13 protein-coding genes are annotated in these 15343 nt (G+C 63.5%); 9 read left to right on the top strand and 4 right to left on the bottom strand.

Annotation, left to right across the window (positions count from 1 at the left end; all coding sequences use genetic code 11):
• Window positions 1-13 precede the first annotated feature (13 nt).
• The 4 genes from KIO74_RS23295 (at window position 14) to KIO74_RS23280 (ending at window position 4231) form a co-directional block, all read left to right on the top strand.
• The gene (locus KIO74_RS23295) at window positions 14-1114 is read left to right on the top strand and encodes an ABC transporter ATP-binding protein (protein WP_213337219.1); all 1101 of its coding nucleotides are present in this window, start codon (window positions 14-16) and stop codon (window positions 1112-1114) included.
• Window positions 1111-1974 carry an ABC transporter permease gene (locus KIO74_RS23290; protein WP_213326585.1) on the top strand — a complete coding sequence of 288 codons (864 nt, stop codon included), beginning with the start codon at window positions 1111-1113 and terminating at the stop codon, window positions 1972-1974. Before KIO74_RS23295 ends, KIO74_RS23290 begins: the two co-directional genes overlap by 4 nt.
• An 11-nt stretch (window positions 1975-1985) precedes the next feature.
• Window positions 1986-2780 carry an ABC transporter permease gene (locus KIO74_RS23285; RefSeq protein ID WP_213337218.1) on the top strand — a complete coding sequence of 265 codons (795 nt, stop codon included), beginning with the start codon at window positions 1986-1988 and terminating at the stop codon, window positions 2778-2780.
• Between the two features lie 332 nt (window positions 2781-3112).
• Window positions 3113-4231, top strand: coding sequence for an RHE_PE00001 family protein (locus tag KIO74_RS23280; protein ID WP_249731449.1), 1119 nt, complete (start codon window positions 3113-3115; stop codon window positions 4229-4231).
• Here KIO74_RS23280 and KIO74_RS23275 read toward each other — a convergent pair.
• Genes KIO74_RS23275 through KIO74_RS23265 form a run of 3 tightly spaced genes read right to left on the bottom strand, consistent with a single transcriptional unit; the run spans window position 4207 to window position 9005 of the window.
• Entirely contained in the window at window positions 4207-6345 is a 2139-nt protein-coding gene (locus KIO74_RS23275) for a SpoIIE family protein phosphatase (RefSeq protein WP_213337215.1), read from the bottom strand. The two genes, KIO74_RS23280 and KIO74_RS23275, sit on opposite strands and share 25 nt — an antisense overlap.
• Before the next feature lie 10 nt (window positions 6346-6355).
• Window positions 6356-8218, bottom strand: a complete 1863-nt coding sequence (locus KIO74_RS23270) for an MFS transporter (protein ID WP_213337213.1) — start codon at window positions 8216-8218, stop codon at window positions 6356-6358.
• A complete protein-coding gene (locus KIO74_RS23265; RefSeq protein ID WP_213337211.1) occupies window positions 8205-9005 on the bottom strand; it encodes a hypothetical protein in 801 nt (266 codons plus the stop codon). The genes KIO74_RS23270 and KIO74_RS23265 overlap by 14 nt, the downstream gene beginning before the upstream one ends.
• A gap of 196 nt (window positions 9006-9201) precedes the next feature.
• On the opposite strand from KIO74_RS23265, the gene KIO74_RS23260 reads away from it, so the two are divergent.
• From KIO74_RS23260 to KIO74_RS23240, 5 genes are read left to right on the top strand one after another with little or no spacing between them, the layout of a single operon-like run.
• The gene (locus tag KIO74_RS23260) at window positions 9202-9861 is read left to right on the top strand and encodes a hypothetical protein (protein ID WP_213337209.1); all 660 of its coding nucleotides are present in this window, start codon (window positions 9202-9204) and stop codon (window positions 9859-9861) included.
• Complete coding sequence (locus tag KIO74_RS32535) at window positions 9858-11876, top strand: MFS transporter (RefSeq protein WP_213337207.1); 2019 nt, start codon at window positions 9858-9860, stop codon at window positions 11874-11876. The genes KIO74_RS23260 and KIO74_RS32535 overlap by 4 nt, the downstream gene beginning before the upstream one ends.
• 22 nt (window positions 11877-11898) lie before the next feature.
• Entirely contained in the window at window positions 11899-12909 is a 1011-nt protein-coding gene (locus KIO74_RS23250; protein ID WP_213337205.1) for an ABC transporter substrate-binding protein, read from the top strand.
• Window positions 12909-13646 (top strand): GNAT family N-acetyltransferase, encoded by a 738-nt coding sequence (locus KIO74_RS23245; RefSeq protein ID WP_213337203.1) that lies wholly within the window; start codon window positions 12909-12911, stop codon window positions 13644-13646. Before KIO74_RS23250 ends, KIO74_RS23245 begins: the two co-directional genes overlap by 1 nt.
• Window positions 13643-14809, top strand: a complete 1167-nt coding sequence (locus tag KIO74_RS23240; RefSeq protein ID WP_213337200.1) for an alanine racemase — start codon at window positions 13643-13645, stop codon at window positions 14807-14809. Before KIO74_RS23245 ends, KIO74_RS23240 begins: the two co-directional genes overlap by 4 nt.
• A gap of 190 nt (window positions 14810-14999) precedes the next feature.
• Here KIO74_RS23240 and KIO74_RS23235 read toward each other — a convergent pair whose 3' ends face one another.
• Window positions 15000-15338 (bottom strand): STAS domain-containing protein, encoded by a 339-nt coding sequence (locus tag KIO74_RS23235; RefSeq protein ID WP_249731448.1) that lies wholly within the window; start codon window positions 15336-15338, stop codon window positions 15000-15002.
• Window positions 15339-15343 lie beyond the last annotated feature (5 nt).

The following is a 15343-nucleotide window of genomic DNA, read 5'->3' as shown; positions in this document are numbered from 1 at the left end:
AGAGCGTTTCAAAATGAAGAGTGTCGCCGACAAAGCCATCCAGGTTGAGAGCGTCTACAAGCGCTATGGTCAGGTCGCGGCCGTGAACAACGTGTCGTTCGACGTTCATCACGGCGAGTTTGTCTCGCTGCTGGGGCCGAGCGGCTGCGGCAAGACAACGACCTTGCGCATGATCGCGGGTTTCATCATGGCATCCGATGGCGCAATTCGCGTCAACGGTCGCGAGGTCACGCATCTGCCGCCGGAGAAGCGCCAGGTCGGCTTCGTCTTTCAGAATTACGCGCTTTGGCCTCATATGACGGTCGCGGAAAATGTCGCTTTCGGCTTGAAACTGCGCAAGCATGACAAAGCCTTCATCAAGCGCAAGATCGAGGAATCGCTGGCGGTCACCGGCCTGTCCGGCTACGAGGACCGTCTGCCGCGCCAACTCTCGGGCGGCCAGCAGCAGAGAGTGGCGCTGGCGCGCGCGCTGGCGCTGGAACCGCAGTTGCTTCTCATGGATGAGCCGCTCAGCAACCTCGACAGGGCATTGCGTGTCGCCATGCGACGTGAGCTCAAGCAGCTCCAGAAGCGCCTGAATATGACGACACTCTATGTGACCCATGACCAGGAAGAGGCGCTGTCCATGTCCGACCGCGTCGTCATCATGAGCGGCGGCGAAATCGCTCGCATAGCGCGCCCATTTGAGGTCTATGAGGACCCGCAATCAGAATTTGTCGCCGACTTCGTCGGCACCACGAATTTCTTCGACGGGAGGGTCGCGGAGATCGCTGACGGGATTGCGGCGGTCCGCGTCGGTCCCTCTCTGGTGCTCCACGTCGGGCGTGACATCCAGTTGGCGAAAGGTGCTGAGGTGCGCGTTCTGCTGCGCCCGGAGCGGGTTCGCATCCTGGCAGGGCCGCAGGAGGGCGCCAACGTATTAAAGGCACGGATCGATTTCGTGGAGTATTTCGGACCGACGATTCGCTATACGGCTCAGCTCGAAACCGGCGAGAGCTTGTATATCGAAACCCACAACGTCAATCGCGCTGCCGAGATTGGAGAAAACGTTTGGCTGAGCATTGAGCCGCATCATTTTCGTCTGATTGACGCACAGGCTCGGCGGGCGTCATGAAATCCCGCGGCGCCGTCACTCTTCTTGCTCCCGCGGTCATCGCGCTCACCATCTTCGTGGTGTTGCCGTTGCTCTGGGTCGTCCGCACCAGCTTCAACCAGACGGTCGACGGCGCCTACATGGTGTCGGCGTTCACCTTTGAAAACTATACGCGCTTTCTCGGGTCCAGCTGGTATCTCATCAATACCTTATGGTTCTCGATCCGTATCGCCGTGATCACGACTTTGATTTCTGTGTTGCTAGGCTATCCGGTCGCTCTTTATATCGCCCAGACGCGGGGGCTTCAGCGCAGCGTGCTCGTGACGATGGTGCTTTCGCCGCTGTTGATAGGCCTCGTCACGCTCGTCTATGGCTGGATCGTGATCTTTCGTGGCGGCGGCCTCCTGAATTCCCTGATGATCGCCCTGCGGGTCTATGACGAACCCGTGCGGTACATGTGGGATTTGAAGGGCGTCATCATCCTGCTCGTCTATATCGGGATGCCCTATATCGTGCTGTCGCTGCTCGATTCCATCGAGCGCCTTAATCCGTCATTCGTCGAGGCGGCCCGCAACGTCGGGGCCAACCGGTGGAAAGCATTCTGGAGCATCACGTTTCCGTTGACGCTGCCTGGCCTCTATGCCGGCCTCGTCATTGTCTTCACCTTGAATTTCTCCGCTTTCGCGGTGCCGTTGATGGTCGGCGCCAACGATACGCAGATGATCGGTCTGGTGATTTATCGCGAGGCGCTGCTCAATAACGATCTGCCCTTTGCGTCCAGCCTCTCGGTGATCATGATCGCGGCCAATGCCACCATTCTCACGGGCATGGCCTTTGTATTCGGCAAGCTCATTCTCAACCGATTGGAGGTCAAACGATGAGGACCTCGTCGATGCGTATGCCAGACATGGGAACACTCGCCCTTCGCGTCTTCACTTATATCGCGATGGCCTTCCTGTTCTTCCCCATCCTGATTACTTTGCTCGTCTCGGTGAATCCACGAGAGTTCATTCTGCCACCGTCGGGCTTCACGCTGGAGTGGTTCAAGGCCGCCTGGACTTCGGATACCTTCGTGCGCGCCATGGGCGTCAGTCTTTCACTCGGCCTCGTCGCCTCCATCATAGCAAATACATTGGCCTTTCTGGCCGTGCTTGCGATGGTACGCTACGATTTCAAGGGCAAAGCATTCATCAATCTTCTCATCATGTCGCCCCTGTTGATCCCGACGACGATTTTCAGCCTGGCGCTTTACGTCTTCTTCGCGCGGCTCGGTTTTGGCGCGGGCATTCCGGCACTTATCATTGGACATTCCATTCACGTGCTGCCTTTCGCGGTTCGCATCCTCACGGCGAGCATGCAGAACTTTGACACGTCGCTCGAAGAGGCAGCGCGCAATGTCGGTGCCGGGCCGCTGCGCACGATGATGTCGATCACGCTGCCCGTCATCAAGACCGGCCTTATCTCGAGCTTCGTGCTGTGCTTCGTGCTGTCCTGGAACGACTTTCCGATTTCGGTCTTCCTGGCTCCGCCCGGCTGGACGCCGCTTCCGGTGGAGTTGTTTTCCTATATCAAGTTTCAGTATGACGCCGTCGGCGCGGCGCTCGCCAGTTCGCTCATCATCATCTCCGGCGTGGCCATGGTCGTCATCGACCGTATGGCGGGCTTGCGGCGGGTCATGCAACGCTGACCTGCGCAATCAATCGGTTCCATGCACAGAGGCATCGGTTAAAGGCCGATGCCTCTTCCACATAGCGGCGCACCGCGTTTTCCGGCCGGGGCCTTCTCGCTTGATCAGTACGACAAAGTACGGGCCCGCAGCGCGTCAGAAGATGCGTGTAATGAGGATTCTTGTGTCGCTGTGAGCGGGGAAGATAGACACAATCCGGCCTCACTCCTGTCGATCTAAAGTCTTCCCCCATGTGCGAAGACTGATTCGATCGAGGAGCATTTCCAATACTAGCGCGTTGGTCGCCGTTGCCATGCTGACGTCATGGCGCTGATCGTGCAAGATGTTGTGAAATGAGTATGATTCGCAAGCGTAGTGTGGCGGCTCTGTCGGAGAGCCTTGTTGGTCCGCTTCTCCTGGCGGAGGATGCGGTGGCGCGTCTCGACGAGCGCTTGCGGGCAAGTCCTGTCCGTGAAGCCTGGGTCAGCCGCAGCCACTTCCATGAAGCCTGCGCGGCCCGTTGGATCGCCGGCGATCTCGTTCATCTCGAGGATCTCGTGCTGAACGACGCGGCCATGGACATTCGCACGCCGACCCATGAGCTGACCCGCGCTTCCGCGGTGTTGCGGGCCCATCGCGGCATCGCCAGCCATGCGCCGGGCTGGGCCTTGAGCGCGACGGGCCTCAACGCCCTGAGCGGCCGCAACGCGTCGTGGCTTGATGATGACGCCGCCCAGTCCTCGCAACGGGTGGAGGAACTTGTTGGCGCCGAAGCTGAGGCCGAAGCCGAGCAAGCATTCGCCGATATCGATGCGCTTTTAGCCCGTTCCAACAGGGCCATCGCCGATGCGCGTTCGCCCGCGCCGGGGCGGCTTTCGGGTCTGGCGGACTTAGGGCTCTATGATTCCGAGCGGAACGACGAGGAGTTGCTCGCGCGCTGGCGGGAGCGGATCGATCTGGAGCGACCACCGGTTCTTGCGGCGCTTGATGCCTGGGAGGCCTGGGTCGATCTGGCGCCGCTGCAGACCATGTCCTGGCTCGGGCCTCTTCTGGTCGCGGCCGTCTTGCGGGCGGGAGGCAAGACGCAGCACCATCTCGCCTGTGTCAGTCTTGGCCTTCGCGAAGCGCGTCGGGCCAAGGGCGGCTCCACGTTACACGGTTATGCGATGGCGCCGCCGAAGGTGGCCATGCTCAACGCGATCAAGGCCGCCGCCGAAGCGGGCCTGCAGGAGCACGACCGGCTGATGCTCGCGCGCACGCAGCTGGAGCGGTTTCTGACCAATCGGCGCTCTCATTCGCGCTTGCCCGGCCTTGTCGATCTGGTCCTCGCGAAGCCCCTCGTCACGCCGCAACTCGTCGCCAAGGAACTCAAGGTGACGGCGAGAGGCGCGCTCGATCTGATCGGCGCTTTAAGCCCGACGTTGAAGGAGGTGACGGGCCGGGGACGCTACAGGGCGTGGGCTGTTCGCTGAGGCAGCGCCGCCAGGGCTGGTTCGCCCTTGTATCGTAGCACGACCAGAGTGATGTCGTCAGAGCGGTCGCAGCCGGCCTCGAAGGTCGCCACATCCAGGGCAACCGCCGACGAGAGTGCGCTGGCCTCGGCGTCAGCGGGCACCTCGTCGAGGATATCCAAAAGGCGCTGTTCGCCATACTGCTCACCGGCCGCGTTGAAGGCCTCGGTCACGCCATCCGTGTAGAGAACGAGCGTGTCGCCCGGTGAGAGGTCTATCGAGCGCGTGGTGAACGGAACGGACTCCATGATGGCGACAGCCATGTCGTCTGTAATGGGCAACATGGAGATCTCACCGTTTGCGCGGATGCGCACCGGCGGCCCGTGTCCGGCATTCACATAGTCCAGATGGCCAGTCTCAGGGTCGAGGACGCCGAAGAACAAAGTGACAAACATCATCTGGTCATTGTCGGCAGCGAGGAGTTCGTTGAGCTGCCGGACACAGACGCCCGGATCGTTTTCAAACAGCGCGATGGCCTTCAGCAAGGTCCGTGAGATCGCCATGAAGAAGGCGGCGGGTATGCCTTTGCCCGACACGTCGGCGATAACGAAGACGAGCTTGCCGTCGGCGCGCTCGAAGAAGTCGTAGAAGTCGCCACCGACTTCGCGGGCCGATTCCATGAAGCCGGAAATTGAAAAGTGCGGTCGGTCGGGGAAGTCGTCGGGGATGACCGATTGTTGCAGGTCATGCGCGATCGCGAGTTCCTGCTGCAAAGTCGCGAGCTGGGTCTCGCGCACCAGGGCTTCGCGGAGACGAGCAACGAGCTCGGAGAGTCGCCGATGCTGTTCGACGACGCGCCCCGACATCTGCTGCAGCACCGCTGCCAGGGGCCCGAGCTGGTCGTCATGGCGGATGAGCTGCGCGATGGGGTCTGTGGACTGGCCGGCATTGTTGCCCGTGGTCGATGTCGCGGCGACAATCCGGCCGAGATCACCAAGAACCTCCTCGCGTGCGCCGGGCTCCAGCGTGCCCGCCAGCTCTTCCATCTGCCGGCGGACGAAACGCTCCTGCCTGCGGCGCTGAAGCTCACGCTGCCGACGGGTCTGGTCGAGCGTGACAAGGCTGCGGCGCAGCTCCGCCACCGCCCGGGCGATACGCCCGATCTCGTCATTTCCGCCACCGCTCAACCTGACCGAGGTGTCACCGCGGCCAAGCGCGTCAAGCACATCGACAGCCTGTTCGAGAGGGGCGAAGCTGCGGCGCAGGTAGAGGTAGAATCCGCCAAGGGTGAGCAGGAGCACGCAAGCCGCCATGACCAGGCCAAGGCGTGTCAGCATGCGCACGGCGCTGAGGCTCGCCGTTGCATCCTGGACAACCACGAGCAACCCGGCAAAGCCGGCCGAGAGGTCCGTGAGCGGCACGGCGGTGACTGCGAACAGACGGTCGTTGAGTTCCGCCTGGGTGACGGTCGCCGTGCGCTGTGGCAGTTCAAGGGCGAGGCGGCGCCAGAGATCGTTATCGGTGCCGTCGATCAGCCGCCCTCGCGTCGACAGCATGAAGGCCTCGCCGCCCATGGCTGTCGAAAAGCGCGTCAACGGGCGCGTGGTGGGGGCGGCTGCGATGATGACCCAGCGATCACCCGACGGCACGGTCAGAACCGATGTGGCGAGCACGCGGAACTGATCCGATCCCACCTGGCGAATACCTGCCGGCCTTTGTCCATCAAGAACCGCCTCGACCGTGCTGATGTCAAGCAGCCGAGGCGGCTCCGGCACGAGGGAGCTCGTCGCCACCACCCGGCCTTGACGATCTATGATCTGCAGCTCGGTCTGGTCCTCGGAGGTCGGATCGAGGCTTGCGAAATTGAAAAGGAGCGAGCGCACGCGCGGCAGGTCGCCGCCAAGCAACGCGGCCCGGAGACGCTCGTCGCCGGCTATCGTGCTCACCGTCCCGTTGAGCTCGGCCGTCTGCGACGCGAGGATCTCGCGCCACAATGCGTCCTGCCCGGTGATAGCAATCGTTGTATAGGGCCGGGCCGCGAGGTTTTCGCGCTGCAGGCCGAGCACGACCACCGCGCCGATCGCAATGACGAGAACAATTGAGACGAGAAGCGCGACGCGGGTTCTCAGAAACATCGGCGCCCCCTCATCGCGCGGAGCCCGTTTCGCGCACGAACAACCCGGCGGCCATGGTGACGGCCACGACAAGCAGACCGACGGGCAGCATAAGGCTCATCGCGGCGAAGCCCATGATGACCGCGAGAGCAGCGGCCATGACGCCGAGCAAGAGCCCGGCGACGACGAGCGCGACATGTCTGAGCACGGCAGAAGCATGCGCTTTCATGAGGCTGCCAGAACCAAGCCCGACCAGCAGGCTGCTCGCGGGCCACAGCCAGGCTTCGGGAATTTCCATGCCGAACGTGGGTAGCAGCCACAGCGATCCCGCGATGGCGACCAGCAGGCCGCCAAACGCGGTCCGCATCGACGGCGCCAGGGTCACGGCAAGGCCAGCGGCTGCGATCAGCCCCCCGCCTTCAGCATAATTGTCGAATCCCGGTCCCGCCGGGATGATCACGAGCGCCAGCGCGCTGGGTGGCGCGAGCACGAGGGGTATGAGAATACGCGTCGCCAGGCCGGAGGCTTTCAACCGTCGCGCCGCATCCGGCGCCACGATCGCGGGCATCGCCGTCGTGATTGGCGCATTGGCCAGCAAAGCGATGCCGAGCAGAAGAAAAGCGCCCCTTCGGCCGATTGCTTCCGCCACCAGTCCACCGAACAGCGGGCCTATCACCAGGCATGCAATGCCGATGAGCGCGACCAGAGCGCGTGGATGTGCGCCGAGGCGCGGGTCGCGTAGCAGCGGGGTGACAGCGAGACCGAGACCAAAGCCGGCACAGATCCTCAACACGACAAAGAGTTCATAGGATCGGCACCAGAAGACGGCGGCGAAGGCGAGACCGGTCAGCACCGTGCCCAGGGCCGCGACCATACGGGCTACCGGCGCCGGCACGTGATGGGAGATCATCGCGGCGAAGAGCGCGGCAAGAGTTTCAGCGAAGAGGGGCGGGATGGGCCATAACGGCGCGGGTATCACGTCCGAGCCGCGATCGATCGCGAAATTGGCGACCACCGGCCAGGCTGCAGCGTAGAGTGACATGAGAAGGAGTGCCCGGCTGCAGACGGCGGCCAGGCTGTGCGCGGTCGAGCGCGGCGTGTCGCCGGGGTCGATATCGGCGAGACCGCGGGTGTCGGCGACTGGTGCGAGCAGCGGCTCGAGCCTTTTACTGAGGCTGCCATCGAAGTCGATGGCTCGCACGGTCGCCACACTGTCCGCCAAGCGTCGCGCTGCCGCATGCACAGGCTCGATCCGTTGGGCGAGGGCCCGGAAAGCAGCGCTCGTCCGCCCGCGACCGGTGGTCGGGATCGTGATCGCGAAATCACCCCGCGCTGCCCGGGCGAGCGCCAAGGCGAGTCGGCCTCGCGCCGGCGCGAGATGCATCTCGAGAAAGAGGCTGGCGATGAGGAAAGCGATTATGCCGCCAAGGAGGGCGGCGGCGCCAAGAAGGAGCTCCAGCCGAACCGTAGCGGCGCTCAGAAAGGGCGATTCCATGGATAGAACGAGCGTCGCGCGTTGTCCGCCGCCGTTGACGGGGAAGGTGAGGCCCGTCACGCCCTCACGCGTCGCGAAGACAGGTCGGCCTGCATCGTCGAGAAGCGCGACGGCGTCGACCTGAGGGGCCGAAGCGACCACGGTCTTCAGGTAGTCTTCCACACGCACCAGCTTGTCGAGCGGGATGCCAAGGGATAGCGCGTGTTCGATCTGGCCGCTCAGCGCCCGCCCGACGGCGGCAGCCCCAAGCCGCGTTGCCTCGTCGAGCGCCGGCGCGCTTTCCGTCCAAGCCGCATCGAGCACGCGCCAGCCACCTGCCGCGATGGCGGCCGCGACCGCGAGCGCGATGATGATCGCCGCCAATCGGTCGCGCAGGGATCGCGCCTCAGGCCGCGGCATCGCGCAAGCTATCCTTCATGCTGTCGTCGTCGAGTTTCAACACGGTCGCCGTGGTCTGATCGAGTTCATTCACCGCGGTATCGACGGCAGCGCCGACCTGATCGGCGAGGCTCACGAGATCCTTGTCCACAGGGGGCGTTGCTGCGGGCGTTGGCGCCTGCATGACCAGCCGGGCGGTCACGTCCATGATCTCTCGCGAACGCCATCGCAGCATTGACCAGACGACGATGCCCACACCGAGAAGGCACAGCGGCAGGACAATGGCAAGACGCCAGCCGCTGGCGACGATGATGGAGGCAACCGGAGACTGTTCCATCGGGCCGGCAACCGTGACCGCGACATAGCCCACTGGTTCGCCGAAATCATTGCGGATGGCCTGACCAACGATCAGATTGCCAAACTCTTCCACGCGCCAGCGATCAGCGTTACCTGCGTGGCGTACACCCTCTCGCCAGGTTGACGTTATCTCTTCGCCAATACTCCCGCGATCCGTGTTGAACAGGGAAATCCCGGCGGGCGAAAAAACCTCCACGGCGAGGAGGCTCGGATTTCCGATTCGCGACCGCTCCAGGAGATCCTGCACGACACGCAGATCCTGCAGCGGAAGACCCAGGCTGACATTGGCTTCGATGGAATCGCGCAACTGCGTCAGGACGAAGTCGATGTTGGCTTCGACGACCCGGAGCCGCAACCTGTCCAGGCCGCCGAATATCAGGGCGCTCGCCAGAAGAATTCCGGCGCCGGTGAGGCCGAGGAGGGCCAGAATCGTTCGGACAGCGGGAGACATGCGCAAGGCGACACAATCGGGGGATCAGGCGAGATGCAGATGAAGCAGAAGGTATCGGAACTGTGAGCCACTGTCACCGCGCGCGCTATATTTGCCGTTGATTTCTTGCGGTTATGCTATGTCTTTCAGAAGGGCGGTTCGACGCTGGTGCGCCGTTGCCGGTTTGGCGTGGATGAGGGGTGCCGGGGGGCACGAGATGATCAGGCTGTCACTTCGGACCTTGCCGCTGTTTGCGATCATCATCGGCCTCGCGATGGCGCTGGCGGCTTTCATGACAATCTCCGGCGTCAGCACCGCCTACCGCGACCTTATCCGCTCGCGCATGGCGATGGTGGCGCAGGATATCGCGAACGATATCAACAGTGCGCTCGCCTTGGGCCTGCGCCTGCCCGAACAGATGACCCTGCCGGCACTGCTCTCCCGCCAGGCCACGGCCGATCCCCTCACGATGTCCATTGATGTCAGCGATGTCGACGGGGTGGTGCTGTTCAGCAGCAACCCCACCCGTGCCGGGCATCCGGACGGGCGGACCGATGATCTCAAGGCCTTCCGGTTCGACCAGCCCCTGGTCAACGATTTTGGTGCGCCTGTCGGCAATGTGGCCATCCGATTTGATGGTGCCGCCGTGGCACGCGGGCTGGCGACGATTCGCGCCGCGGCGGTGCAGGATGCGTTGCCGATCGGCCTCGCGGCCGTTCTGGCTGGCAGCTTCGGCTGTTTTCTCGTGCTGCGGCATCTTCTCGCGCGAGCCCGCGCCGTCGTGGAAATCCGCAACGAAGGTAATCCCTTTGCCCGTGCCGACGCTGCTCTGGAGCAACTCCATCAGGATAACACCGCTATGGAGCATCTCCGGTGAAGAGCGTCCGGATACAGCTATCGGCCGTACTGGTTCTCGTGCTTGTCCTTGGCTTGGCTGCCTTCAGCTGGCGTACGGCGGGCCGTGCGGAAAAGGTGTTGCTGCCGGAACTTGAGGCAAAGGCCGCGACAGTTGCCGATTCGGTCGCGAGCCTGATGGGCCGCGCGCTTGAGCTCGGCATTCCGCTCGACAGCCTGGAGGGCGTCCGCCCCTATCTGGAGCGGACCGTCACGAGCAATCCGGACATCGCCTATGTCCTGCTCCGCATTCCAGGCGGGAAGGTCTTGCACGCGGCGGGAGACATACCCGCCGAGGTGCCCCCACCGGCTCTAGGCCTTAATCGCGCGCAATCGGCGCTGTCTGTCGCGGTCCGCAGCGGTTCCGCGAGCCCGGCGGTGCTGACGGTTGGGCTTGATCCGGCCTTCGCGCGCAAGGTGGTGTCGGAACTCTGGATCGATCTTGCCATCATCATGATCGTCACAGCGCTGGTCGCGCTCGAACTAATGCATATCGCCTTCGGCGCCGGGCTCTATGGCGCCATCGAAGGCGTGGAGACGCGGCTCGACACGATCGCCCGTGATGATCTGCGTCTGCATGCGGCAGTCGACGGCGGCAGTGAATTCGGCCGCCTCGCCGCGCGGATAGACCGGCGTCTCGCCGATCTGCACGGTCGCTACGCGGTCCTCGTCGCTCGCCTCGCCGCGCAGGGCGAGGCTCTGCGTCAAGCCATCGTCGAAGGGCTGCGCAAGGAGTTCAAGCTCGGCGAAGGCTCAAGCGAGGCACCGGTTTCGGTCATCGCAGTTCGCGCGCCGCTCTTCATCTTCATGCTGGCCGAAGAGCTCACACGACCTTTCCTGCCGATCTATATCAAGGATCTCGCCGCGCCGATCCCCGGGCTTTCGCCGGATATGGTCGCCAGTCTGCCGATGGTAGCTTTCCTCGCCGTCGTCGCATTGTCCCAGCCCATCCTTGGCGGTGTGACGGACCGGCTCGGCCGGCGCACAAGCCTTATCATAGGCGCGGCCCTCGGCCTTGTCGGCTACATCGGGTCCGCGATGGCAACCGACCTTGTCATGCTGACCCTCGCGCGCGTGGTATCTGGGCTTGGCTTCGCCGCCGTGTTCGTCAGCGCCCAGGGCTTCGTCATCGACCATACGGATCTGCGCCAGCGCGCCAGCGGCATGGCGATGTTCATCGGCGCGATCCTCGTCGCGGGCCTCTGCGGTCCGCCGATCGGCGGCATGTTGGCTGATCGTCTTGGGATACGCGCGACCTTCGTGATCGCCGGCCTGGTGGCTGGAGCGAGCCTCATTCTCGCGCTCATCGCCATGCCGGGCGGCCGCGGCGATGAGCGCCGCTCCGCGCCCAAAGGGCCGACCATCCGCTGGCGCGACTTTGGCCCTATCCTCGCCTCGCCACCGCTGGCCTGCCTGTTTTTTCTATGCGCGCTGCCCGCCAAGATCATCCTGGTGGCCTACTGCTTCTTCCTCGTGCCGTTGCACATGCAGGCGCTGGGGGCAGGGCAGGCGGCAACCGGACGGCTCCTGATGGTCTATCCGATCGCCATGGTCCTCCTGGTGCCGGCTTTCGCCGCGCTTGCGAGCCGGCTCAATCAGCGTGCTCCCTTCGTGGCGCTTGGAGGCATCGTGGCCGGGCTCTCCGGCCTCAGTGTGCTTATCAGCGCGGAGGAGCCGCTTGTTCTCGCGTTGATGCTCGGGCTGTTTGGAATCGGGCAGGCCATCAGCATCGCACCGCAATCGGCGCTGGTCGGCGAGTTTGGTCGTGGGCTCTCGGGCGATATCAGTGAGAGCTCACTTTATGGTATATTCCGTCTCGTCGAGCGCACGGGCAATGCGCTTGGACCCGCATTTGCGGGCTTTCTCTTGGGGCGGTATGGATTTACCTCAGCCGTGGTGACCATCGGACTTGGCATGGCCTTCGCTTCGGCTGTGTTTGTCGCCGTATTTGCCTACTGGCGATCGTCGCGTCATACGACGGTCGTGCAGGCTGAATAAGAGGCGGGGTGGAGGGGGTGTGATGCGTCGTCGTTCGTTTCTGCAGTTCGCCGCCGGCGGTACCGCCGCGCTCGCGGCAGGCGGCGCCTTTGCCCAGGCGCGTAACGGGCCGTTCAAGATCTATCGCATTACCTATCGTGGCCGCACCGAGGTCGAGGACGGTTTTGACGATTATCTCGCGGCCAATCGCGTCGAAGCAACCTTCATCGAGCGGGACGCGGACCGTGGCCGGGCCAAGCTCAGCGATTTCGTCGAGGAAATCCGGCAGCTGAAGCCGGATCTCGTCTACACCTGGGGCACGCCGGTGACGCTCGGCGTGGCCGGGCGCTATGACGCGGCTGACAAGGCGGCCTTCATCACCAACACGCCGATCGTGTTTACCCTCGTCGCGGCTCCCGTGAATGCCGGCATCGTGCCGAGCCTTGCCGAGCCCGGCCGCAATGTGACCGGCGCTGTGCATGTGGTGCCAACGGCGATCCAGCTGAGGGCCATGAGCTCCTACCGTCCGATCGTGAAGCTCGGTGTGCTCTATACGGAGACGGAGCAGAACTCGGTCGCGATCGTCGAGGAGGTGAAGGCTCTCCAGCAGTCGATGAAATTCGAGCTCATCCCACGCCAGTTCCGCGTCGATTCCGCTGGCCGGCCGATCGCTGACGGCATCGAGGAATTGATCGCGGAGATCAAAGCGGCCGGTGCGAACTGGCTCTACCTCCTGCCGGATACCTTTCTCGGAACCCAGTACAAACGTGTGGTGCCGGCTGCCCTCAAGGAGAAGCTTCCGACATTCGGTGCGGCCGAGCTCGCCATCCGCGAGGGTGGAGCGCTGGTGGGGCTCGTGACCCGCTACTATTCCGTCGGGCAGCTTGCGGCCTCGAAAGCCGTCAAGATCCTGCGCCAGGGCTTGTCACCGGCGCAAATACCAATCGAGAGTCTCAAGCGATTTTCGTTGATCATCAATATGCCGGTGGCGAAGGAGCTCGATCTCTATCCGCCGATCGAGATGCTGAACTATGCGGAAGTCCTGACGGGGTGATGGAAACGATGGGGGCGATCGTCAGTGATTTCATGGATGACCGTGGCGCGGATGGCCCGCCGGAAGCGGTCCCTGCGTCCCGTCTCCTGTCCTGGCGGCTGTTAGCCACAGATGATCTCGATGCGATCTATGCGCTGCATCTTCAGGCGATTGACGCCATGGGCGACGCTGCATTGGTCAAGCCTGAAACGCGCGCTTTTTTCGCGGGCATTCTGGCAGGCGGCGGTCGAATTGTCGGTGCCTTCGATGATAAGGGACTGGCTGCCTACGGTGTGTTGCAGCTCGACTTGCCGCCATCGGAGGATGCTCGGCCCGTGATCGGTCTAGCGCCATCGGTCAAGCTCGCCAAATTCGCGGGCGCCTCGGTACGTCCTTCTGACTGGGGAAGGCGCCTCCACGGTGCGCTCATAGACCAGCGGCTGGAGGCCGCGCGGGGCGCGGGCGTCGCGCATGTCTACGCCACGGCGGCTCCCGGCAACGCGCGCAGCTGGACCAATCTCCTCGACGCGGGCTTCCACATTCGCGCGCTCAAGCGCAAGTACGGCGGCCATTGGCGTTATCTGGTCTTCCGTGCCGTTGACAAGAAGCCTCAGGCGTCTGGCGCTGAGCACGACCTCTGGAGCGCGGCCACAGATACCGGAAAAGCCCACAGGCTGCTCGCAGAGGGATACGCGGGAACAGCCTGGCGCAGACGCGACGACGGCGGTTACGACATCCTTTTTGCGAGGCAGGCATGACGCCGCGCAGCAGTCAGGTGGTCGCCCTTGCGCATGAGACGCTGACCGATAGCGCCTTCCGTTCTCCCCCGAAAGCCACCGGGCTCGCTGAGGCATGCCTCCATGTCGATCTCGCGGCCATACGCGCCAATTTCGCGCAGATGCAGCGCCGTTTCACCGGCGGTGCGGTCACGGCCGTCGTCAAGTCCAATGCTTACGGCCTTGGGCTGGAGCCTGTGGTCGCCAGCCTATCGGCCGCCGGCTGCGACACCTTCTGGGTTGATGATCTCGAGGAGGCGCTTCGCGTACGCGCGATGGCGCCGTCCGCAACCGTATACACGCTTCTCGGCTTGGCTGGACGCGAGCCCGTCGCTTTCCTCAAGGCCGATGTCGTTCCAGTCCTCGTGAGCGTTGCCGAGATGCGCGCGGTTGCGGCTTTCGCGGCCGCTTCCGGCGTGCCCATGCCGGTCGCGGTTCAGATCGACACTGGGCTGGGGCGTCTTGGGCTCACCGGCGAGGACTTTCTCGACGGGACGGTGCTTGGCGATTTGTGGCGCCATCTCGATGTCAGGGCGTGGGTCTCGCATCTTGCCGCTTTCGACCGCCCGGACGACGCCAGCAACGACGACCAGTACAACCGGCTGCTGCGGTGGCTGGCGGAACTCCCGCAAGCTCCTGTCAGTCTGGCTTCGTCTTCGGGCGTCTACTGGCCGCCGTCATGGCATTTCGATATCGCGCGTGTCGGCAGCGCGCTCTACGGTGTGCAAACCTCACGTCTATGGCAGGAGGGGCTGCTCCCCTGCTACCGCCTGTCCGGGCATATCCTGCGTGTGGCGGACTATGCCGCAGGCAGCCGGGTTGGCTATGCCGGCACCGAGCTCACGCGCACATCACGTATTGCGACGGTCGCGATCGGCTATGCCAATGGTTTACCGCAGCGTTTCGGGCAGAGACTGCAGGCGCGTGTCGGGGATGTCCTCGTTGAAACGGTTGGCGGGATCGCCATGAACCTGACGATGGTCGACGTCACCGATATCAGCACGCGCGAACTCGCTGGATGTTCCGAGGTCGTTTTCCTCGACGCCGGGCTGCCGCTCGAGCCCCTGGCGAAAGCCTGCAACTATGCCCCGAACGCGCTTCTTACCGCGATCGGCGCCGGTACGCGCAAGATTTATAGGGAGTAGTGCCGCGGTAGGGGGCGTATTACCATTACGCGCCGTCGCAAGTTTCCTGAGTCAAGCCGGCTTTGATAAACGATCGGCGAATACACCTGGATCACAATTGATCTCTCCTCCAGCAGCTCTCCTCCTGGTTGTCTCTCCCGAGGAGAGACATTGTGGGGAGCATCGAGCCGGCGGTCGAGAACACGCCAGACTAGCTTTTCGCCAATGCCGCCACGGCCTGCGCACGGTTGTCGTGAATTGCGAAAAGCTTCGCGAAGCCGGAAATCTGGAACACCTCGCGCACCGGCTGCGACAAGCCGGAGAGGGCGAGAGGGACGTTCTTGGCCTTGGATAACTTGGCGGCGATGAGGACCACGCGCAGCCCGGCACTCGATATATAGGTGAGGCGTTCGAAATCCACGGCGATGGCCTTCGCTTCGTCGAAGAGTGGCACCAGCACCGTCTCAAGCTCCCGGGCGGTATTGCTGTCGACGCGTCCCACCGGAGCCGCCACGCTGACGCCGTCGATTTCAAGCCGTTCGATATCCAACGAAA

Source organism: Chelatococcus sp. HY11, assembly GCF_018398335.1.
Lineage (GTDB): Bacteria > Pseudomonadota > Alphaproteobacteria > Rhizobiales > Beijerinckiaceae > Chelatococcus.
Note: the sequence above shows the minus strand (reverse complement) of the source record. Positions and strands in the feature narration are given on the sequence as shown.